Origin of the sequence: Mycobacterium gordonae (genome assembly GCF_017086405.1) — a bacterium.
Classification (GTDB): domain Bacteria; phylum Actinomycetota; class Actinomycetes; order Mycobacteriales; family Mycobacteriaceae; genus Mycobacterium; species Mycobacterium gordonae_D.
In genome coordinates, this window is the sequence record NZ_CP070973.1 from 2,697,144 (window position 1) to 2,717,707 (window position 20,564).

18 protein-coding genes are annotated in these 20,564 nt (G+C 68.2%); 9 read left to right on the forward strand and 9 right to left on the reverse strand.

The window, feature by feature from the left end; all coding sequences use genetic code 11:
- Positions 1-106: 106 nt before the first annotated feature.
- A complete protein-coding gene (locus JX552_RS11585) occupies positions 107-808 on the reverse strand; it encodes an alpha/beta hydrolase (RefSeq protein WP_205878380.1) in 702 nt (233 codons plus the stop codon).
- A gap of 156 nt (positions 809-964) precedes the next feature.
- On the opposite strand from JX552_RS11585, the gene JX552_RS11590 reads away from it, so the two are divergent.
- Both JX552_RS11590 and JX552_RS11595 read left to right on the forward strand, forming a co-directional pair.
- Positions 965-1,333: an OB-fold nucleic acid binding domain-containing protein gene (locus JX552_RS11590; RefSeq protein WP_205877551.1), complete on the forward strand. Its 369-nt coding sequence runs from the start codon at positions 965-967 to the stop codon at positions 1,331-1,333.
- Between the two features lie 33 nt (positions 1,334-1,366).
- Complete coding sequence (locus JX552_RS11595; RefSeq protein ID WP_205877552.1) at positions 1,367-2,023, forward strand: DUF3159 domain-containing protein; 657 nt, start codon at positions 1,367-1,369, stop codon at positions 2,021-2,023.
- Positions 2,024-2,043: 20 nt separating this feature from the next.
- On the opposite strand, the gene JX552_RS11600 is transcribed toward JX552_RS11595, so the two are convergent.
- Positions 2,044-2,706: a potassium channel family protein gene (locus JX552_RS11600; protein WP_205877553.1), complete on the reverse strand. Its 663-nt coding sequence runs from the start codon at positions 2,704-2,706 to the stop codon at positions 2,044-2,046.
- A 31-nt stretch (positions 2,707-2,737) separates the two neighbouring features.
- Positions 2,738-3,409 (reverse strand): potassium channel family protein, encoded by a 672-nt coding sequence (locus tag JX552_RS11605; RefSeq protein WP_205877554.1) that lies wholly within the window; start codon positions 3,407-3,409, stop codon positions 2,738-2,740.
- A gap of 133 nt (positions 3,410-3,542) precedes the next feature.
- Between JX552_RS11605 and JX552_RS11610 the strand changes: the two genes are divergently transcribed.
- From JX552_RS11610 to dxs, 4 genes are all read left to right on the forward strand, one after another.
- Entirely contained in the window at positions 3,543-5,540 is a 1,998-nt protein-coding gene (locus JX552_RS11610) for an APC family permease (RefSeq protein WP_205877555.1), read from the forward strand.
- On the forward strand, positions 5,537-6,733 hold the full coding sequence (locus JX552_RS11615; RefSeq protein WP_205877556.1) for a class I SAM-dependent RNA methyltransferase: 1,197 nt from the start codon (positions 5,537-5,539) through the stop codon (positions 6,731-6,733). The genes JX552_RS11610 and JX552_RS11615 overlap by 4 nt, the downstream gene beginning before the upstream one ends.
- Before the next feature lie 102 nt (positions 6,734-6,835).
- Complete coding sequence (locus JX552_RS11620; protein WP_205877557.1) at positions 6,836-8,299, forward strand: cation:proton antiporter domain-containing protein; 1,464 nt, start codon at positions 6,836-6,838, stop codon at positions 8,297-8,299.
- A 49-nt stretch (positions 8,300-8,348) separates the two neighbouring features.
- Positions 8,349-10,265 carry a 1-deoxy-D-xylulose-5-phosphate synthase gene (gene dxs / locus JX552_RS11625; protein ID WP_205877558.1) on the forward strand — a complete coding sequence of 639 codons (1,917 nt, stop codon included), beginning with the start codon at positions 8,349-8,351 and terminating at the stop codon, positions 10,263-10,265.
- Here the strand turns inward: dxs and JX552_RS11630 are convergent.
- The 4 genes from JX552_RS11630 to JX552_RS11645 form a co-directional block, all read right to left on the reverse strand.
- Positions 10,262-11,545: a cytochrome P450 gene (locus JX552_RS11630; protein ID WP_205877559.1), complete on the reverse strand. Its 1,284-nt coding sequence runs from the start codon at positions 11,543-11,545 to the stop codon at positions 10,262-10,264. The genes dxs and JX552_RS11630 overlap by 4 nt on opposite strands.
- A gap of 297 nt (positions 11,546-11,842) precedes the next feature.
- Positions 11,843-13,150, reverse strand: coding sequence for an HRDC domain-containing protein (locus JX552_RS11635; RefSeq protein WP_205877560.1), 1,308 nt, complete (start codon positions 13,148-13,150; stop codon positions 11,843-11,845).
- A 1-nt stretch (position 13,151) separates the two neighbouring features.
- Positions 13,152-13,736 (reverse strand): DUF3000 domain-containing protein, encoded by a 585-nt coding sequence (locus JX552_RS11640; protein ID WP_205877561.1) that lies wholly within the window; start codon positions 13,734-13,736, stop codon positions 13,152-13,154.
- 58 nt (positions 13,737-13,794) lie between these two features.
- A complete protein-coding gene (locus JX552_RS11645) occupies positions 13,795-14,601 on the reverse strand; it encodes an enoyl-CoA hydratase/isomerase family protein (protein WP_205877562.1) in 807 nt (268 codons plus the stop codon).
- Between the two features lie 58 nt (positions 14,602-14,659).
- Between JX552_RS11645 and hemE the strand changes: the two genes are divergently transcribed.
- Genes hemE through hemQ form a run of 3 tightly spaced genes read left to right on the forward strand, consistent with a single transcriptional unit; the run spans position 14,660 to position 17,756 of the window.
- Complete coding sequence (hemE, locus tag JX552_RS11650; protein WP_205877563.1) at positions 14,660-15,724, forward strand: uroporphyrinogen decarboxylase; 1,065 nt, start codon at positions 14,660-14,662, stop codon at positions 15,722-15,724.
- The gene (locus JX552_RS11655; protein ID WP_205877564.1) at positions 15,721-17,055 is read left to right on the forward strand and encodes a protoporphyrinogen oxidase; all 1,335 of its coding nucleotides are present in this window, start codon (positions 15,721-15,723) and stop codon (positions 17,053-17,055) included. The genes hemE and JX552_RS11655 overlap by 4 nt, the downstream gene beginning before the upstream one ends.
- A gap of 5 nt (positions 17,056-17,060) precedes the next feature.
- On the forward strand, positions 17,061-17,756 hold the full coding sequence (hemQ, locus tag JX552_RS11660) for a hydrogen peroxide-dependent heme synthase (RefSeq protein WP_205877565.1): 696 nt from the start codon (positions 17,061-17,063) through the stop codon (positions 17,754-17,756).
- Between the two features lie 47 nt (positions 17,757-17,803).
- Here hemQ and JX552_RS11665 read toward each other — a convergent pair whose 3' ends face one another.
- Together JX552_RS11665 and msrB are read right to left on the reverse strand one after the other, a co-directional pair.
- Positions 17,804-19,996 (reverse strand): PE family protein, encoded by a 2,193-nt coding sequence (locus JX552_RS11665; RefSeq protein ID WP_205877566.1) that lies wholly within the window; start codon positions 19,994-19,996, stop codon positions 17,804-17,806.
- 148 nt (positions 19,997-20,144) lie between these two features.
- On the reverse strand, positions 20,145-20,564 hold the full coding sequence (msrB, locus tag JX552_RS11670) for a peptide-methionine (R)-S-oxide reductase MsrB (protein WP_205877567.1): 420 nt from the start codon (positions 20,562-20,564) through the stop codon (positions 20,145-20,147).

Below are 20,564 nucleotides of genomic sequence, written 5' to 3' on the forward strand. Positions count from 1 at the left end.
CGGGTCAGCGATCGAGACTGAGCTCACGGCCTACGAAAAGCCGCCAATCGCGCCGTTCATGCAGTCCCGTTGCCGCCACCGCAGGCTCGGCGACAGTGAGCGCAGATCAGCTCGCATCACCCAGGGCGCCCAGGCACGCCGCACCCAGAGCGGCCGGGTGCGCCCCGAACTCGTCCAGCGTCACGGTGCGCAGGGCGGCCCGGGGCGCCGCGGTCACCCAGTCGACGCCGACCTGCAGAGGGTGGATCGGGTCGTCGACCGCGGCCGCCACGCCCAGCGGCGCGGCCAGCCGTGTCAGCTCGACACAGCTCGGTGCGACGTAGGACGCCGCCTCCTCCATGGCATCCGGCAGCAGCGGCCACTGCACCGCCCATGACCGCGCCAGCTCGTCGGCCAGCCAGGGTGGGCTCGACGCCCGCATCTGTGCCGTGGTGGCCTCCAGGCCGTCCCGGCGCAACTGCGAGGCCGTGTAGCGCGCGGCCAGCGCCGCCGGCGCTGCGCCGGGATCCCCGGCCCAGGCCGGTAGGGCCGCCAGGACGGCGACGGTGCGCTCCGGGTGGGCCAGTGCCCAGGTCACGGCCACGGCGGCACCTATTGACACACCACCGACCGCTATCGGTCCGCCGCGCGCCGCGTCGTCCAGCGCGGCCACATAACCGTCGAGCAATCGATGCGGTTGGGGCGCGGGTGTGACCAACACCGCACCAAGTGCCTGCAGCGGCGCCGAAAATGCCCGGTAGACGTAGTTTTCGTCGGATCCGGTACCTGCCATTAACACCGTCGTGACACCGCGCAACTCGACAACCACCTCTTCATAGTGCCCGGTGGTGTGGAACACCCGAATATCAGTGGTTTCATCCGTATGGCATCAGGGAACCAACAGGTCTACGGTGACCGTTGGCATACTGAAATGCTTAATTGATACAAAAGCTTTCATAACGACGTCGAAGTGTCAGGAGTGGCCATGGGGGCCCAAGGGTATCTACGCCGGCTCACCCGTCGGTTGACGGAGGACCCGGAACAACGCGACGTCGAAGAATTGTCCGACGAAGTCCTCAGTACCGGCGCGCAGCGCGCCATCGATTGCCAGCGCGGCCAGGAGGTCACGATGGTCGGCACGCTGCGCAGCGTCGAAACGAACGGCAAGGGATGCTCCGGAGGGGTCCGCGCGGAATTGTTCGACGGCAGCGACACGGTCACGCTGGTGTGGCTGGGGCAGCGACGCATCCCCGGTATCGAATCCGGACGCACCCTGCGGGTGCGGGGCCGGATGGGCAAGATGGAGAACGGCACCAAGGCCATCTACAACCCGCACTACGAAATTCAGCGGTGACGATTACTTTCACCACCAGCGCGCCGAATTCCCGTGCGGGATAACCGTTTCAGCGCCGAGCGCGTGCTCGCGCAGGCCGGTGGGGTGAGCGGTCTCATCTACTCCTCGTTGCCGGTGGTGACGTTTGTGATCGCGTCCAGCGTCGCCGGCCTGCTGCCCGCGATCGGCAGTGCACTGGGTGCGGCCGCCCTGGTGCTGCTGTGGCGGCTGGTCCGTCGGGACTCGTTACAGCCGGCCCTGTCCGGGTTTTTCGGTGTCGCCGTGTGCGCGCTGATCGCTTACCTGGTCGGGCAGTCCAAGGGATATTTCCTGCTGGGTATCTGGATGTCGTTGTTCTGGGCGGTGCTGTTCGCCGTGTCGATCGTCATCCGCCGTCCGGTGGTGGGTTACCTGTGGAGCTGGGCCAGCGGCCGCGACAACGGCTGGCGCGCGGTGCCCCGCGCGGTCTATGCGTTCGACATCGCGACGCTGTGCTGGACGGTGGTGTTCGTCGCGCGCTTCGCAGTCCAGGGGCATCTCTACGAGGTCGGCAAGACCGGCTGGCTGGGCGTGACCCGGATCGCCATGGGCTGGCCGCTGACCGCGCTGGCCGCTCTGGTGACGTACGGCGCGATCAAGGCCGTGTTACGGGCGCTACCGGCGGCCGAGCGCCCGGCAGTGGCCGAGGTCGACGGAGACCACGTCAGCTGACGCCGGCGCGGCCCTGCCGGTCAGCTCGTCGGCAACAGCAGTTTGCGCAGTTCCTCTTCGGCCTCGGTGACTGCGACGAACAGCAACTCGTCGCCGCCTTCGAGCGGCTCGTCGCCCTCCGGCACGATCACCCGCGACCCCCGCAGAATGGTCACGAGCGAGACGTTGCGCGGCAACTGCAGTTTGCGTACCGGCTTGCCGCCCCACGGGGTGTCGTCGGGCAAGGTGATCTCGACCAGATTGGCCTGGCCCTTGCGGAACTCCATCAGCCGCACCAGGTCGCCCACGGCCACGGCCTCCTCGATCAACGAGGCCAGCATGCGGGGCGTCGACACCGCGACGTCGACGCCCCACGCGTCGGTGAACAGCCATTCGTTGCGGGGGTCATTGACCCGGGCCACCACCCGCGGCACCGCGAATTCGGTCTTGGCCAGCAGGCTGAGCACCACGTTCACCTTGTCGTCGCCGGTAGCGGCGACCACGACGTCGAAGTCTTCCAGGTGCATGTGTTCGAGCAGACTCAACTCGCAGGCATCGCCCAGCAGCCAGTGCGCGGCGGGGATGGCGTCGGTGTCGAGGTGATCGGCGTTGCGCTCGATCAGCGTTACGTCGTGTTTGTTCGCGACGAGTTCCCGGGTGACCGAGCGCCCGACTGCGCCCGCGCCGGCGACAGCTACCTTCATGATCCTGTGCCCCAGCCGTTCTCAGCGCGCTTCATTTGTCCAGGTCCTCGCTCGGCGGCAGCGCCGCGATGGCAACGGCTTCGGCGGCACGGCCGGAAATGGCGGCGACGTAGACCTGATCCCCGGCCTGCAGCACGGTCTTGGGTTCGGGCAGGATGCCGGTGCCGAACCGGATCAGGAACGCCACGCGCGCACCGGTGGCCTGCTCCAGGTCGGTGGCACGGTGTCCCACCCAGTCTTCGTGCAGCACCACCTGAGCGACGGCGACGGTGCCCGTCGGATCTCGCCATTTGGCGGTTTCGGTCTCCTGGGTCAGCGCGTTGAGCAGACGATCGGTGGTCCAGGGCACCGTGGCGATCGTTGGGATGCCCAGGCGTTCGTACACCTCGGCGCGCTTGGCGTCATAGATGCGCGCGACCACGCGCCGTACGCCGAAAGTCTCCCGGGCCAGCCGTGCCGAGATGATGTTGGAGTTGTCGCCGGAGGACACCGCGGCGAACGCGTCGGCGCCTTCGATCCCGGCCCGCAGCAGCACGTCGCGGTCGAAGCCCTGACCGAGCACCCGGTCGCCGTCGAACTCGGGGCTGAGCCTGTTGAATGCGGCGCTGTCGCGGTCGATGACCGCCACGTCATGGCCGATTCGGTACAGCCCGTCTGCCACCGAGGAACCGACCCGGCCGCACCCCATCACAACCACCTTCACTCAGAGGTCCTTTCGGTTGTGTCCTGCGCGTCATTGTGATCGGCACCCTGATTTGGCGGGCCGATTTCGGTCGTGAGAATTCTCGCGTACGGAACGCTACCGCCAAAGCCCAGTAGGCTTACTCTTGGCTCTCGTGTCCAAACTTTCAACCGCTGCGCGCCGTCTGCTGATCGGACGGCCGTTTCGCAGCGATCGGCTTGCCCACACGCTACTGCCCAAGCGCATCGCTCTGCCGGTGTTCGCCTCCGACGCCTTGTCCTCGGTGGCCTACGCCCCCGAAGAGATCTTCCTGATGCTGTCGATCGGCGGCCTGGCGGCCTACGCGCTGTCGCCGTGGATCGGGCTGGCGGTGGCCGCGGTCATGTTGGTGGTGGTGGCCAGCTACCGGCAGAACGTGCATGCCTACCCCTCCGGCGGAGGCGACTACGAGGTGGTCACCACCAATCTCGGCCCTACCGCCGGTCTTACGGTGGCCAGCGCGCTGATGGTGGATTATGTTCTGACCGTTGCCGTTTCGACCGCTTCGGCGATGTCCAACATCGGTTCGGCGGTGCCGGTCGTGGCCCACCACAAGGTGTGGTTCTGCGTGGCCGCGATCCTGTTGGTGACGGCGATGAACCTGCGGGGGGTTCGCGAGTCCGGGTTGGCGTTCGCCATTCCGACTTATGGCTTCATCATTGGAGTGACCGGCATGATCGGCTGGGGTCTGTTCCGTATCTTCGTGCTCGGCAACCCGCTCAAGGCGGACTCGGCCAGCTTCGAGATGCATTCCGAACACGGAAAAATCGCCGGTTTCGCGCTGGTCTTTCTGATGGCGCGGGCATTCTCCTCGGGCTGCGCCGCGCTCACCGGTGTCGAAGCCATCAGCAACGGGGTGCCGGCATTCGAAAAGCCCAAGTCGAAGAACGCGGCCACCACGCTGATGATGCTGGGCGGCATCGCGGTCACCCTGTTGATGGGCATCATCGTGCTGGCCAAGAAGATCGGGGTGCAACTGGTCAGCGACCCGGCGACGCAACTATCCGGCGCCCCGGCCGGTTACTACCAGAAGACGCTGGTCACGCAGCTCGCCGAGACCGTATTCGGCAACTTCCATATCGGCTTCGTGCTGATCACGGCGGTGACCGCGCTCATCCTGGTGCTGGCCGCCAACACCGCCTTCAACGGCTTCCCGGTGCTGGGCTCGGTGTTGGCCCAGCACAGCTACCTGCCCCGGCAACTGCACACCCGCGGTGACCGCTTGGCGTTCTCCAACGGCATCGTGTTCTTGTCGGTGTCGGCGCTGCTGGCCATCGTCGCGTTCCGCGCCGAGCTGAGCGCGCTGATCCAGCTCTACATCGTCGGGGTGTTCATTTCGTTCACCCTGAGTCAGATCGGCATGGTGCGGCACTGGACCAGGTTGCTGCGCACCGAAACCGACCCCGCGGCGCGCCGGCGCATGCTGCGTTCGCGGATCGTCAACACCATCGGCTTCATCGCTACCGGTGCGGTGCTGCTCGTGGTGATGGTCACCAAGTTTCTGGCCGGCGCGTGGATCGCGATCGTCGCCATGGCGCTGCTGTTCATGTTGATGAAGTTGATCCGTCGGCACTACGACGGCGTCAGCCGTGAACTGGCCGAGCAGGCCGCCGAACACGGTGACGAGATTGTGTTGCCCAGCCGCAACCACGCGCTGGTGCTGGTCTCGAAGTTGCACCTGCCCACCCTGCGCGCCCTGGCGTACGCCCGCGCGACCCGGCCTGACGTGCTCGAGGCCGTCACGGTGAGCGTCGATGACGCCGAAACTCGCGAGTTGGTTCATGAGTGGGAGGAAAGCGACGTCAGCGTTCCGCTGAAGGTGATCGCGTCCCCCTACCGGGAAGTCACCCGCCCGGTGCTGGATTACGTCAAACGCGTCAGTAAGGAATCGCCGCGCACCGTGGTGACGGTGTTCATCCCGGAGTATGTGGTGGGACGCTGGTGGGAACAGTTGCTGCACAACCAGAGTGCGCTGCGGCTCAAGGGACGCCTGTTGTTCATGCCCGGTGTGATGGTGACTTCCGTTCCCTGGCAGCTGACTTCGTCTGAACGGGTCAAGGCGTTGCAGCCGCACGTGGCTCCGGGCGACGCCCGTCGGGGCATCTTCGATTGAACGACGAATCCGCCTGCGGGGAACTGACTCTGGTCACCGGGGCCCCCGCCAACGGCGGGAGCTGCATTGCGCATCACGAGGGCCGGGTGGTCTTCGTCCGCTACGCGCTACCCGGAGAACGGGTGCGGGTGCGGGTGACGGCGGATCGCGGATCGTATTGGCACGCAGAGGTTGTCGAGGTACTCGAGGCATCGAAGGACCGCACGGATTCGTTGTGCCCGATCGCCGGTGTGGACGGCGCCGGATGTTGCGACCTGGCGTTCGTGGTGCCCGGAGCCGCTCGCGCCCTCAAGGCGCAGGTGGTGGCCAACCAGTTGGACCGGCTGGGGGGACACAGCTGGACGGGGACAGCCGAGACGCTCTCCGACGCCGGCTCGACCGGTTGGCGCACGCGGGTTCGGCTCGATGTCGGAGCCGACCGGCGCCCGGGGTTCCACCGCTACCACAGCGGGGAACTGGTCACCGACCTGCGCTGCGGACAGTTGCCTAGCGGGATGCTGAACGGGTTGGCCGGGCCCGATTGGCCCGCCGGTGCCCACGTGCACGTGGTCGTGGACGACGACGGCCAGCGCCACGTCCTGCGCACGGTGCGCCAAGGTAAGCGCACGGTGGCGAAGGTGATCGAAGGCGACTATCACGCCCTGCAACGGGTCGCCGCTCGCAGCTGGCGAGTGCCGGTGACCGCGTTCTGGCAGTCGCATCGCGATGGGGCACGCGTGTACAGCGAGTTGGTCGCCGACTGGGCGCAACCCTCCTCCGGTGCGACGGCCTGGGACCTCTACGGCGGAGCCGGGGTCTTTGCCGCGGTGCTCGGCGGCGCAGTGGGTGATTCCGGGCGGGTGCTGACCGTCGACACCGCGCGGGGGGCGTCAGGGGCCGCGCGTGCCGCGCTGGCCGATCTGCCGCAGGTCGAGGTCGTCACCGATTCGGTGCGCCGGGCGCTGACAGCGCAGGACAGGCGCGCCGACGTTGCGGTGCTGGATCCGCCGCGGACCGGCGCCGGACGTGAGGTCATCGATCTGCTGGCCGCGGCGGGCGTGCCCCGGGTGGTCCATATCGGTTGTGAGGCAGCATCGTTCGCCCGCGATATTGGCTTGTACCGGGGGCACGGTTATGCCGTCGAGAACATCAGGGTGTTCGATGCCTTCCCGCTGACCCATCACGTGGAGTGCGTGGCCCTACTGACCCGGTAGTCGCCGCGGCGCGGCAGGCTAGACTCCATCGCGGTGAGCCGGGAAGTCTGGTCGGCAATGTTCGGCATATCTTGTCGATCGATCGCTTGAAAGGCGGCCCCGGTGAACGAGACTGCCCGCTACGCCTTGATCGTCCTGTTCTCCAGCGCTGTCGGATTGATCGCAGTACTGGCGAACCGGCTCACCGAGCGGGTGAAAGTTCCGGTGCCCCTTCTGGTGTTGGTCGGTGCCGCCGTGGCGGTGCACGCGGTTCCCGCGGTGCAACAACCATCGGAACGGACGGTGGAACGGGTACTGACGATCGCGCTGGTGTTGGTGCTGTTCGACGGGGGCATGCATATCGGGCCTTCGCGGTTTCGTGCGGCGGCCGGACCGATCCTCTCGGTCGGCGTCCTGGGCACCGCCCTCACCGCTGCCGGGGCGGCGCTGATACTGCACTACGTATGCGGAATCGATTGGTACGCCTCGGTTCTGGTGGCTACCGCGGTGGCGCCCACTGATCCGGCCGTTGTTTTCTCCGTGCTGGGCAAGCGCGAGATCTCCGGTCGCAGCAGCACCATTCTGGAGGGCGAGTCGGGCGCCAACGATCCGGTCGGCATCTCCTTGATGGCGAGCCTGGTCGCCGCCGGTGGGCTCAGCGCCGCCGGCTTCACCGGCGTCGGAACGCAATTCGTGCTGCAGATGGCGGTCGGGGGAGCGGTCGGTGTAATCGGCGGCCGGATCCTGCTCGTCTTCATGCGCCGCGTGGCCCTGCCCAGCGAGGGCCTCTATCCGCTGCGCACACTGGCATCGGCGCTGATGCTCTACGGCATTGCCACGCTGGCACACGGATCGGGGTATCTGGCGGTGTTCGTCGCCGGCATCGTGATCGGCGACGCGCGCGCGCCGTACAAGCCGGAGATCAAGCGGTTCCACGCCGCCCTGGCGGGACTGGCGGAGATCGTCGCATTCACCGTGCTGGGGCTGACCGTGGACCTGCGCGTCCTTGCCCACCCCGATGTGTGGATTCCCGGGCTGGCCCTGGGCGTGGGCCTGACCGCACTGATCCGGCCGCTGGCGGTGAGCGCGTGTCTGGCTCGCGTGCAGTTGGAGCGCAACGAGCGCAGCTTCATCCTGTTCGCCGGCCTCAAAGGTGCGGTGCCGATCCTCCTGGGCGAATTCCTGCGTGCCGCCCATATTGCCGAGGCCGAACGGTTGTACGGCATCGTTGTCGTCGTCGTCATATTCTCCGTGCTGGTGCAGGGCAGCTCGGTGCCCGGAGTTGCCAGGCTGTTGCGCCTGCCGATGCGGACCGTTGAGACGCAGCCGTGGGAGATCGGTGTCCGGCTGGCGGACGAACCGCACGGGGTGCACCGTTTCACCGTTGCCTCCGGGTCTGCTGTGCAGGGGTGCACGGTCGAGGGGCTTGGTGACCAGGTCGGCGACATCTGGGTCAGCATCGTGGTGCGCACCACCGGCCTGGTGCCGGTGCGTGGGGACACCGAACTGCAGGCCGGCGACGAAGTCGTCATCCTGGCGGATCCGGAACTGCACGACACTCTTGCCGACCTCTTCGGCGCGTCGTAGCCGAGCCATTCACACTGTTGCCCTTGCGCTCACTGCGTAGAATAGCCTGATGCTGGAACAGCTCCGCGGACCCGCCGATCTGCAGCACCTCTCGCAACAGCAACTTCGCGACTTCGCGCAAGAGATTCGCGAGTTTCTGATCCATAAGGTTGCTGCCACCGGGGGACACCTTGGCCCCAACCTCGGTGTCGTCGAACTGACACTCGCGCTGCACCGGGTGTTCGATTCGCCGCACGACCCGATCATCTTTGACACCGGTCACCAGGCCTACGTGCACAAGATGCTGACCGGTCGCGCCCATGACTTCGAGACGTTGCGCAAGAAGGGCGGCCTGTCGGGATATCCGTCCCGCGCCGAGAGCGAGCACGACTGGGTCGAATCCAGCCACGCCAGCGCGGCGCTTTCGTACGCCGACGGCCTGGCCAAGGCGTTCGAGTTGACCGGGCACCGCAACCGGCGCGTGGTCGCGGTGGTCGGGGACGGTGCGCTCACCGGCGGCATGTGCTGGGAGGCGCTCAACAACATCGCCGGATCCCTGCGGCCGGTGATCATCGTCGTCAACGACAACGGGCGTAGCTACGCCCCGACGATCGGCGGTGTGGCCAATCACCTGGCGGCCCTGCGGTTGCAACCTGGCTACGAAGGATTTCTGGAGCGGGGCCGGAACGCGATTCAGGCGGTGCCGGTGGTCGGTGAGGTTGCCTACCAATTCATGCATAGCGTCAAGGCGGGCATCAAAGACTCCCTGTCGCCCCAGCTTCTGTTCACCGATCTCGGCTTGAAGTACGTCGGTCCGGTCGACGGTCACGACGAGCGGGCGGTGGAGGTGGCGCTGCGCAGCGCCCGCGGCTTCGGCGCGCCGGTGATTGTGCACGTTGTCACGCGCAAGGGGATGGGGTACGGCCCGGCCGAGGCCGACAAGGCCGAGCAGATGCACTCCACGGTGCCGATCGATCCGATCACCGGGGTGGCCACCAAGGTGGCGGGCCCTGGTTGGACGTCGACGTTCACCGAGGCACTGATCGACGTCGGCCGCAAGCGGCGTGACATCGTGGCCATCACCGCGGCGATGCCCGGACCAACCGGGCTCTCGGCGTTCGGCGAGGCGTTCCCGGACCGTTTGTTCGATGTCGGCATCGCCGAGCAGCATGCGATGACGTCGGCGGCCGGACTGGCGATGGGCGGCATGCATCCGGTGGTCGCGATCTATTCGACATTTTTGAACCGGGCGTTCGACCAGATCATGATGGATGTCGCGCTGCACAAGCTGCCGGTCACCATGGTCCTCGATCGCGCCGGCGTCACCGGCAACGACGGCCCCAGCCACAACGGCATGTGGGACCTGTCGATCCTCGGGGTGGTGCCCGGTATGCGAGTGGCCGCGCCCCGTGACGCCACCCGATTGCGGGAGGAACTGGGCGAGGCGCTCGATGTGAGCGACGGTCCCACGGCCCTGCGCTTCCCGAAAGGCGATGTCGGCGAAGATGTCCCGGCTCTGGAACGGCGTGACGGGATCGACGTGCTCGCCGTCCCGGCCGACGGTCTGAACTCCGACGTGCTGTTGGTGGTGGTCGGCGCCTTCGCGTCGATGGCGCTCGCCGTCGCCAAGCGGTTGCTCGACCAGGGCATCGGCGTGACGGTGGTCGACCCGCGCTGGGTGTTGCCGGTGCCCGAGGCGGTGCTCGAACTGGCCGCGCAGCACAAACTTCTGGTGACGCTGGAGGACAACGGGGTGGCCGGCGGCGTGGGTTCGGCCGTGTCGGCGGCGCTGCGTGCCGCCGACATCGATGTTCCCTGCCGCGATGTCGGGTTGCCGCAAGCGTTCTACGAGCACGCGTCGCGCGGTGAGGTGCTGGCCGAGCTGGGGCTCACCGACCAGGATGTGGCCCGCCGGATCACGGGTTGGGTTGCGGCGCAGGGAACGTCGGCGGCAGAGCAGTCCGCGATCAGCGAGCAACTGGACTAGGACGCGGCGCCTTCGACGACGTCGACGGTCAGCCCCGGCCAAGGGCGCAGCGCGGCCATGTTGTGGGCCCGGATGTGTTGTGCGGGTAGTTGCAGCGTGGTTTTCGCGACCAGCCGGGCCAGCATCACGGTCATCTGAGTGATCGCCATCGCCGAGCCGAGGCAGCGATGCAATCCGCGGCCGAACGGGATGAATTCGTACGGCGTCGGCTTGCGATAGCCGGGTGCGCTGGGATCCCAGCGTTGTGGACGGAACTCCCAGGGCTGCGGCCACAGTTCCGGGATCCGGTGGGTGACGTAGGCGCTGAACAGCAGGCGCTGGCCCGCCCGGATATGATGGCCGTCGAACCACAAGTCGCGCTTGACAACTCGTGCGAATACCGTCGTGCACAGCCGCACCGTCTCCTGCACGACGCCGTTGAGGTAGGTCAGTTCGTTGAGGGTGGCAGGGGTTGGCGGCAGACCGTCCAGCACCCGACGCACCTCGGCGGCGGCGGCGTTCCAGGCGCCCGGAACGGTCAGCAGTGCGTAGACCGCCCACCCGATTGCCCCGCTGGTGACCTCGTACCCGTCGGCGATGAGCGAAACAATCATGTCACGAATCTCGTTGTCGCTCAGTGATTCACAGCGATCCGGGCGACCGTTGATCATCGTCGTCAGCATGCGGTCGTCGGCCTGCGGCCGCACGCGGGCTGCGGCGATCGCACCGTCGAGGAGTTCGTCGATCCGGCTCCGCGCGGCCACCGCCCGGCGCGACAATGGTGACCCGAGGAGCCGATGCAGCCGCTGCCTCCGCGCATCCAGATTGGTCAGGTCGAGCAGCGGCTGAAGTTGATCACCGAGGAAGTCAGCGTGGACCGCGATGCGCGGGCCGAACAGACACTCGGCGGTGTTGCGCCGGATCACCGAGCGCAATTGCTCGTAGATCTCGATCCGCGAACCCGGTCGCCAGGCATCAATGACGGCGTCGGTATTGTCCGCCATGGTTTGCATGTACTCTCCGACCCGTCGGTGTTGCAGGGCCGGAAGTGCGAAGCTGCGGCGCCGGCGATGGTCGGCGCCGTCGCTGACGATCAGCGCCGTCGGGCCGTCGACCGGGATCACCGCCTGATACGCCTCCCGCCAAGCGAAGGCCTCGGCATTGGCGAACACGAACTCGTTGGCCTCGGCGCCGAGCAGGATGACGGTGTTGCGGCGATGGATCACGGGACCTTGTTTCCGATACTGCGTCAGCAAGGCCTCGCAGGGCCCAAACGCACATAGCCGAGGCTGTTCCGCCATGTCAGCCCCTTCGCAAACGTCGGTCAGCGGAAGGCTACCGCTCGGACAATGGACCTGTTAGAATCCGTTATACGAATCATAACGATCCGCTATTCGGATCGCAATAGGAAGGACTGAACGATGAATCACGAACTTCTGTTTGTCGAGGACGAGGCGGCGTTGACGATGGTGCAAGCCAGTTTCAACGCCGACCGCTGCGAATAACCAGGCCGAACGGCCGAAGCGGCGGCCGCGAGCCGACCGGGCATGGCGATCTTCTGTGGCGCTCGTCCTGCGCCGTGGCGCGTGGCGGGGGCCCTAACCGCTGTCGGCGCCCGCCTGCGGGGCCTGCTCTATTGCCGCGGCCAGTGCGGGAACTACCAATTCCCGCTGCCAGGCCCGCGCCTGCCCAGTGCGCAGGTAGTCGTCGGTGACGGCGACCGGATCGTTGCCACTCGCGGCGAGAGCTTCCCACTCCCAGCACAGTCGGCGCACCAGATCCGGTGAGATCAGGTTTTCCGTCGGGATTGCCACCCGCTCGGACAAGCCGGCCAGCGCTGCGCGGGCGACTTCCAGCCGGGCGGCCGCGTCGGGTTTGCGTCTGCTCCAGCGGGCCGGCGGCGGCGGTCCGCTGGATTGCTCCGAGACGTCCGGGAGATCTTGATTCTGCCGGGCAGTCTCCAACGCGGACAACCACATCGGCGCGCTGCGGCGCTGATTGCGCCCCCCGAACACCGGCAACGCGACCAATTCGTCGATGGTCTTCGGGTCGGCCACCGCGGCGTCGATGATCGCCGAATCCGGCAGAATGCGGCGCGGCGCGATGTCGCGGCGCTGCGCGATCCGGTCACGGGTGGTCCACAGTTCGCGGACCGCGGCCAGCGCCCGCCGATCGTGCACCTTGTGGATGCCCGAGGTGCGACGCCAGCGGTCGCGCCGGGTGGGTGCCGTGGCCAGTCGCTCCTCGGAGGTCCGCAGATATTCGAATTCTTGTGCGGCCCAATCCGTTTTGCCTTGCTCGGCCAGCACCCGGGCAATCGCTTCGCGCAGCTCGATGAGCAATTCCACATCCAGTGCGGCGTAGTTGAGCCACGCCGACGGCAGCGGGCGTTTGGACCAGTCGGCGGCGCCGTGCCCCTTGGCCAGGCCCTGGCCCAGCAAGCGTTCCACCATGGTCGCGAGATTGACTCGATCGAATCCGGCCAGCCGGCCGGCCAGTTCGGTGTCGTACAACGCCGGCGGGCGCATCCCGACCTCGGCCAGGCAGGGCAGGTCCTGGTCGGCGGAGTGCAGAATCCACTCGTCTCGGCCGAGCACCTCGGCCACCGGCCGCAACACGTCCAGCGAATCTCCGCCGTGGCTGACCGGGTCGATGAGCACGGTCCCGGCGCCGGATCGCCGGACCTGGATCAGATAGGCACGGTTGGAATAGCGGAAGCCCGACGCCCGTTCGGCGTCCACCGCGAACGGGCCGTGCCCACTGTCGAGTCGTTCGGCGGCCGCGGCGATGTCGCTGGCGTATACGGACAGGTTCGGCATGCCGTCGGCCGGGTGCAGGAGCAGCGGAACCTCTGGCTCCGTGCTGCCCGGCGGATCGGTCTCCGCCGGAGACAGGTCGGGGCACATGTCAGGCGCGTGACCGTGAACTCAGGTCGGTGACACCCGCCGGCGGCAGGCCCGCGGCATGCTCGAGGACGTCGCAGAACGCCTCGACGTGGCTGCCCACATGCGGAGTGGTGGCAGTCCACGATGCGCGTAGCTCCAGCTGGTGGGCACGCGGCGGACCGGAGATGTCGCCATAACGCACCGACGTGGTGGCGGTGACCGTCCCGCCCAGGGCGGTCATGTGCTTGGTGTGCGCGTCCAGCGCCTCGGACAGCCAACTCCACGCCACTTCCGGCAGCAGGGGATCGATGGCCTCGTGGGAATCCAGGTCCGCTTGGATGTAGGCGACCAGGCGGATGGTGCCGTCCCAGGCGTCGGATCCTTCCGGGTCGTACAGCAGGATCAGCCGGCCGAACGCGTCGCCTTCGGAACGCTCCGGAACGATCTCTAGATCCGGGTGTTTGACCTCGGCGCCCAGGGCGTAGCTGAATGGCGCCAGCCGTTGCGGCGGACGAATCGGGCCCAGTTCGATCTCCGGCCGCACGGTGACACCATTCATCGCCGCGACTGCTTCGCGGAACGGCTCGGGTTCGACGGCTGATGTCATTAGCCTTCGACGGTAGACCCATCCACCGACACGCGTGAACAGGCGCGCCGACTGTGGGTCAGCTCTGCGGACGGCTGTCAAATCGGGCGGGCCGCTTCTCGCGATGCGCCGCCAGCCCTTCGCGCACGTCGGGGCCGCTGAAGCCGAGGAATTCCAGGCCGAGTGAGGTCTCGAAGGCCGGAGCGAACATGCGATACCAGTGGTTGAGGCTGTGCTTGGTCCACCGGATCGCGTTTTGCGCGCCGGCGGCCAGATTTTCGGCCAGGCGCGTTGCGGTGCTCAGGACGTCGTCGTCATCGACGCACGTCGAGACCAGGCCGATCCGCTCCGCCTCTTCGCCGGACAGCGTCTCGCAGGTCAGCAGGTAGTACTTGGCCTTGGCCATGCCGGCCAGCAGCGGCCAGCAGATCGCGGCGTGATCGCCGGCCGCGACGCCCAGCTTGGTGTGTCCGTCGATGATCTTCGCCGTCCGCCCCGCCACCGAGATGTCGGCCAGCAGCGCCACCACCAGGCCGGCACCCACCGCCGGACCCCTGATCGCCGACACCACCGGCTTATCGAAGTTGACCAGGTTGAGCACCAGGTCGCGGGCTTCGCGCAAGATGCGGATCCGACCTGCGTAGTCGCCGATCGTCTCGTCAATCAGGTCGAAGCTACCGCCGGAGGAGAACGCCTTGCCTTCGCCGCGAACCAGGACCACATTGACCTCGGGATCGCGATCGATCACCGGCCATATGTCAGCCAGATCGCGGTGCATCTGTGGTCCGACCGAGTTCAGTCCGGGAGAGTCGAGCACCAGGTTGAGGATTCCGTTGTCACCGGGTTCGCAGCGCAGGCTGGGGAAGTCGTCATAAGTCGCGGGCATCCCGGCTGATGTTACGCAGCGGTGGCGGTGGCGTTCGCTTCTGGCAGCATTGAGCACGATGAACACGACCCGTCGCCACCTCCCCTCGTCGCCCTATCTGGCCGCGGTCGCCGGCCGCAAGCCCAGCCGGGTGCCGGTGTGGTTCATGCGGCAGGCCGGCCGATCGCTGCCCGAGTACCGGGCGCTGCGCAAACAGCACAGCATGCTGGCTGCCTGCTTCGAGCCGGAAGTGGCCTGTGAGATCACCCTGCAGCCGGTGCGCCGTTACGGCGTGGACGCCGCGATCCTGTTCTCCGACATTGTGGTGCCGCTGCGTGCCGCCGAGGTGGATCTGGACATCGTCCCCGACGTCGGTCCGGTGATCGCCGATCCGATTCGCACCACGGCCGACGTCGATGCCATGAAACCCCTTGACATGCAAGCGATTCAGCCGGTGCTGGACACCATCGGGCTATTGGTGGCCGCACTGGGTGACGTGCCGCTGATCGGGTTCGCCGGGGCGCCGTTCACGCTGGCCTCGTACCTGGTGGAGGGCGGGCCGAGCCGCAACCACGCGCGCACCAAGGCGATGATGCTGGCCGAGACGGACACCTGGCATGCGCTGCTGACCAAACTGACCGACCTCACCATCGCGTTCCTGCGCGGGCAGATCGAGGCCGGAGTGGACGCGATTCAGATGTTCGACTCGTGGGCGGGCACGCTGTCGCTGGCCGACTATCGGCAGTACGTGTTGCCGCACAGCTCCCGGATCTTCGCCGCGCTGGCCGAATTCGGTGTGCCGATGACGCATTTCGGGGTCGGAACGGCCGAACTGCTGGGCGCCATGTCAGAGGCGGTACGGCCCGGGCATGCCCGGGTGGTCGGCGTCGACTGGCGGACCTCGCTGACCGACGCCGCGTCGCGGGTGATGCCCGGCACTGCGCTACAAGGGAACCTGGACCCGGTGGTGGTGCTGGCCGGCTGGGAGGTGGCGCAGCGGGCCGCGCGTGCCGTCGTAGAGGACGGGCGTCGCGCCGTCGACGCCGGGGCGGCCGGGCACGTCTTCAATCTGGGGCACGGGGTATTACCGGAAACGGACCCCGGTGTGCTGACCGAATTGGTGGCGCTGGTCCAGTCGCTATGACCCGCTCCTATTGCGTTGTTGGCGGCGGTATTTCGGGGTTGACGGCGGCGTATCGGCTACGGCTTGCCGTCGGTGATGACGCCGAGATCACGCTGTTCGACCCGGCCGATCGCCTCGGCGGCATCCTGCGCACCGAGGTGGTGGGTGGTGAGCCGATGGATGTGGGCGCTGAAGCGTTCGTGCTGCGCCGCCCCGAGATGCCGGCGCTGCTGAGCGAATTAGGGCTGTCGGCCCTGGAGCGCGCGACCACCGGTGTACGACCGCTGATCTACAGCGGCCAGGGGCTGCACGCCCTGCCGTCCGACACGGTGGCCGGGATCCCGTCATCGGCCGCGTCGGTGACGGGACTGGTCGACGAAGCGACACTGGCGCGCATCGAGGCGGAGCCGCAGCGGCCGCTGCACTGGACGCCGGGAAGCGATCCCGCGGTGGGTGACCTGGTGGCCGACCGGTTCGGGGAGCAGGTGGTGACGCGATCGGTGGAACCGCTGCTGGCAGGTGTGTACGCGGGGTCGGCGGCGACGATCGGGTTGCGGGCCGCGGTGCCCAGCGTGGCGGCGGCCCTGGACCGGGGTGCCACCAGCCTCACCGATGCGGTCCTGCATTGCCTGCCACCGGCCGGCGGGGGACCGATCTTCGGTTCGCTGCAGGGCGGGTATCAGCTGTTGCTCGATGAATTGGTGGCGCGCAGCCAGATCCGCTGGGTGCGGGCCGGCGTTCACGCGCTGGAGCCGGGCTGGACGCTGCGCGACGACGCCGGCGCCGGCTGGCCCGCGGACGCGGTGATTATGGCCGTCCCCGCGGCGCAGCTGTCCCGGTTGGTGGCGACGATCGCGCCGCAAACGTCGGCGGCCGCCGGCCGGATCGTGACCGCCTCGGCGGCGGTGGTGGCCCTGGCGGTGCCCGCCGACACTGACTTTCCGCAATCCTCCGGTGTGCTGGTGGCCAGCGGAGAACCCCTGCACGCCAAGGCGATCACGTTGTCGTCACGCAAATGGGGCGGCAGCGGTGATGTGCAGCTGCTGCGGCTGTCGTATGGGCGCTACGGCGACGACATCGCCGCGCAGACCCCCGATGAGACGCTGCTGGCTTGGGCCCACCAGGACATCGCCGACGTGTTTGGGCTGACCGTCGAGCCGGTCGACGCGCGCGTACAGCGCTGGATCGATGCGATGCCGCAGTACGGGCCGGGCCACGCGGATCTGATCACGGAGCTGCGTGCCGGCCTGCCGCCGGGATTGGCCGTCGCGGGCAGCTACCTCGACGGGATCGGGGTGCCGGCCTGTGTCGGGGCGGCCGGCCGGGCGGTCACCGGCCTGGTGGCACCATAGGGGGCATGGCACGCCTCGACTTCGACGCCCTCAACGCAACCATCCGCTACCTGATGTTCTCGGTGTTCTCGGTGCGGCCCGGTGAGCTGGGCGACCAGCGTGCGGCCGTCATAGACGAGACCGCCACCTTCCTCAAGCAGCAGGAAGAGGCCGGAGTGGTGGTCCGTGGGCTCTACGACGTGGCGGGCCTGCGCGCCGACGCGGATTTCATGATCTGGACCCACGCCGAGCGGATCGAGGCGCTGCAGGCGACCTACGCCGACTTCCGGCGCGACACCACGCTGGGCCGGGCGTGCACGCCGGTGTGGAGCAGTGTGGCGCTACACCGGCCGGCGGAGTTCAACAAGAGCCACATCCCGGCTTTCCTGGCCGGCGAGGAGCCGGGCAACTACATCTGCGTGTATCCCTTCGTGCGGTCCTACGAGTGGTATCTGCTGCCCGACGACGAGCGCCGCCGGATGCTGGCCGAGCACGGGATGGCCGCGCGCGAGTACAAGGACGTTCGCGCCAACACGGTGCCGGCCTTCGCGCTGGGCGACTACGAGTGGCTCCTGGCGTTCGAGGCTCCCGAGCTGTACCGCATCGTCGATTTGATGCGGGAACTGCGTGCCACCGATGCGCGTCGGCATACCCGCGAGGAGACGCCGTTCTACACCGGCCCGCGGGTGGGCGTCGAGCAGCTGATCAACGCGCTGCCCTGACGCGCACCGGCGGAGGCTCACCGCCGCGGATGCTCTCCGCTCATTTGCTACGGCGGGCCATCCGCCCCGCGCCTGCCGAACAGCACTCCGCCGGTGCCGCCCGCCCCGCCGATTCCTCCTTGGGCCGCACCGGCACCGGCGCCGCCGTTGCCCCCGTTGCCGATCAGATTGGCGTTGCCGCCGGTGCCACCAGCACCGGAACCGATAGGGGCGAAGAAACCAGCCGGTATGGTGCCTGCGTTGCCGCCGTTGCCGCCGTTGCCGTAGAACAACCCGCCTTGCGCGCCGATACCGCCGTTGCTGGGCACGATTGCAGTGCTGCTTCCCGGGTTGCCGGTGTTGCCGCCATTGCCGCCGTCGCCGCCGTGGCCGAGCAGCAAACCGGCCAACCCGCCGGCTCCCGGGGCACCGGCGGCCCCGGTTCCGCCCCCGGAGATTCCACCGCTGCCGGAATTCCCGCTGCTTCCGCCGTTGCCTCCGGTTCCGCCGTTGCCGATGAGTCCGCCCGCCCCACCGCCGCTGCCGGCCCAGCCGCCAGGACCACCGGCGCCGTTAACGGTTCCCACCGCGCCGGCGGCGCTTCCGCCGGTCCCGCCGCTGCCACCAGAACCGCCACGGCCACCGCGACCCAGGATCAGTCCGCCGTCGCCGCCGTCGCCGCCGAAACTGCCGGCACCGCCCTGGCCCCCCACGGAGTTGTCACCGGCAACGGACTGACCGTCTCCGCCGAATCCGCCGTTACCGCCCGGCCCGCCATTACCGAACAGACCGGCCCTGCCGCCGTTACCGGCTGCGCCGCCAAACCCACCGTTAGCGCCCCGGACGATGTTGACGCCAGACATGAAGGAACCGCTGTTGCCGCTGTTGCCGCCGGCGCCACCATCGCCATACAGCCACCCGCCATACCCGCCGTTGCCGCCGTTGCCGGCGTTGCCGGCATTGCCGCCGCTCAAGGAGGTCGTGGAACCGGCCGCGGCCCCGCCGTTGCCGCCGGTACCGCCGATTCCGCCGTGGCCGAACAACGAGCAGGCGGCGCCACCGGCACCCCCATTGCCGCCTGTGCCGCCGGCGTTGGACGCGACGATGCCCTGGCCACCGCTGCCGCCCTGGCCGCCGTGGCCGCCGTTGCCGAATACCCAGCCGCCCGCGCCGCCGTCGCCGCCGTTACCGCCGGCCTGGCCGAACTGGCCGGTTGACCCAGCGGCGCCCGTGCCGCCATCGCCGCCGTTGCCTCCGAGGCCGAACTGCCAGCCGCCGAGGCCGCCGCGGCCACCGGATGCGCCGGGGCTTCCCCCGCCTCCAGCGCCGCCATCGCCGCCGATGCCGAGTAACCAGCCCGCGTCACCGCCCTCGCCGCCCACAGCGCCGGGACCGGTGATGGTGCCGCCCGCGCCTCCGTCGCCACCGTGTCCGCCGAGGCCGAGCAGAAGGCCGCCGGCGCCGCCGCCACCACCAGGGGCGCCGGCCCCGTTGAGGCCGCCCGAGAATCCGGCACCGCCGGAGCCACCTACGCCGAGCAGCCCCCTACTGGCGCCGCCGTTCCCACCCGGTGCGCCGGCACCGCCATCGCCGCCGAAGCCGATGAGCAAGCCGCCGCCACCACCGTGGCCACCTTGAGCGCCGTTGCTACCGCCGCCGAGCAGCGAGCCCGCGTCACCGCCCTTGCCGCCAGCGCCGACCAGCCAACCACCGGCACCGCCGTTACCGCCGCTCTTTCCTAACCCGCCCGCGCCTCCTGCGCCGCCGATCCCGAGCAAGCCCGCCGACCCGCCGTTGCCGCCGCTTTGACCCGTACCGCCGGAACCCCCGTCGCCACCATTGCCCAGGAGCCATCCGCCGGGCCCGCCGTCTTCTCCGGTGCCCGGGGCTCCGTTAGCGCCGTTGCCAATCAGCGGGCGTCCCGTCAACGCTTGCACCGGCATATTCACCAACTCCCCAAGCTGTTGCAGGGGTGACGCACTAGCTGCCTCGCCTGCGGCATACCGCTCAGCATCGGCGTTGAGGAGTCGCACGAAGTGCTCATGAAATGACGCTGCCTGGGCGCCTAGCACTTGGTATGCCTGCGCGTGACCGACGAACAGCGCTGTGATCGCCGCCGATACCTCATCGGCCGCTGCGGCCACGATGCTCGTGGTCGGCGCCAGGGCGGCAACGCGGGCCTGGTCGAGAGCCGAGCCCATAGTCGCGAGATCTGCGGCCGCCGCCGCCATGTACTCGGGTGCTGCAAGCACAAATGACAAGTCAACCCTCCGACCGTGACGCCAGGCGACGGAAAATTCTCGGCAAGGCGCGACCGCCTGATGACCGAGCGATGGTATCGCTAGCAGCGGCTAATCGGGCCGCTTCGACCAAAGACGTTGTACGGCAGGCTCAGCGCCCGTCCGCGCTTTAGGCGCCGTCCGGGACCAGCGTCAACGAGATCGAGTTGATGCAGTAGCGCAGGTCGGTGGGCGTCGGATAGCCCTCGCCGGCGAACACGTGGCCCAGGTGGCTGTGGCAGTTGGCGCACAACACCTCGGTGCGGGTGGCGCCCATCGAGTGGTCGGGGCGCAGCACCACCGCGTCGGAACTCGACGGGTCGAAGAACGACGGCCAGCCGCAGTGCGATTCGAATTTCTCTGTGCTGCGGAACAATTCGGCGCCACAGGCCCGGCAGTTGTAAACGCCCCTGGTCTTGGTGTCGGTGTACCTACCGGTGAACGGCCGCTCCGTGCCGGCGCGCCGCAGCACGTCGAACTCCTGCGGGTTGAGCTTCTTGCGCCACTCGTCGTCGGACAGTTGCAGTTTCGGGCGCGCGAGCTCAGTCAT

What these genes read in the sequence shown, in the direction of transcription:
- JX552_RS11590 (WP_205877551.1), top strand. Translation starts at nt 965, where the DNA reads ATGGGGGCCCAAGGGTATCTACGCCGGCTCACCCGTCGGTTGACGGAG.
- JX552_RS11600 (WP_205877553.1), bottom strand. Translation starts at nt 2,706, where the DNA reads ATGAAGGTAGCTGTCGCCGGCGCGGGCGCAGTCGGGCGCTCGGTCACC.
- dxs (WP_205877558.1), top strand. Translation starts at nt 8,349, where the DNA reads ATGCTGGAACAGCTCCGCGGACCCGCCGATCTGCAGCACCTCTCGCAA.
- JX552_RS11630 (WP_205877559.1), bottom strand. Translation starts at nt 11,545, where the DNA reads ATGGCGGAACAGCCTCGGCTATGTGCGTTTGGGCCCTGCGAGGCCTTG.
- JX552_RS11635 (WP_205877560.1), bottom strand. Translation starts at nt 13,150, where the DNA reads ATGTGCCCCGACCTGTCTCCGGCGGAGACCGATCCGCCGGGCAGCACG.
- JX552_RS11640 (WP_205877561.1), bottom strand. Translation starts at nt 13,736, where the DNA reads ATGACATCAGCCGTCGAACCCGAGCCGTTCCGCGAAGCAGTCGCGGCG.
- JX552_RS11645 (WP_205877562.1), bottom strand. Translation starts at nt 14,601, where the DNA reads ATGCCCGCGACTTATGACGACTTCCCCAGCCTGCGCTGCGAACCCGGT.
- hemE (WP_205877563.1), top strand. Translation starts at nt 14,660, where the DNA reads ATGAACACGACCCGTCGCCACCTCCCCTCGTCGCCCTATCTGGCCGCG.
- JX552_RS11655 (WP_205877564.1), top strand. Translation starts at nt 15,721, where the DNA reads ATGACCCGCTCCTATTGCGTTGTTGGCGGCGGTATTTCGGGGTTGACG.
- hemQ (WP_205877565.1), top strand. Translation starts at nt 17,061, where the DNA reads ATGGCACGCCTCGACTTCGACGCCCTCAACGCAACCATCCGCTACCTG.
- msrB (WP_205877567.1), bottom strand. Translation starts at nt 20,564, where the DNA reads ATGACTGAGCTCGCGCGCCCGAAACTGCAACTGTCCGACGACGAGTGG.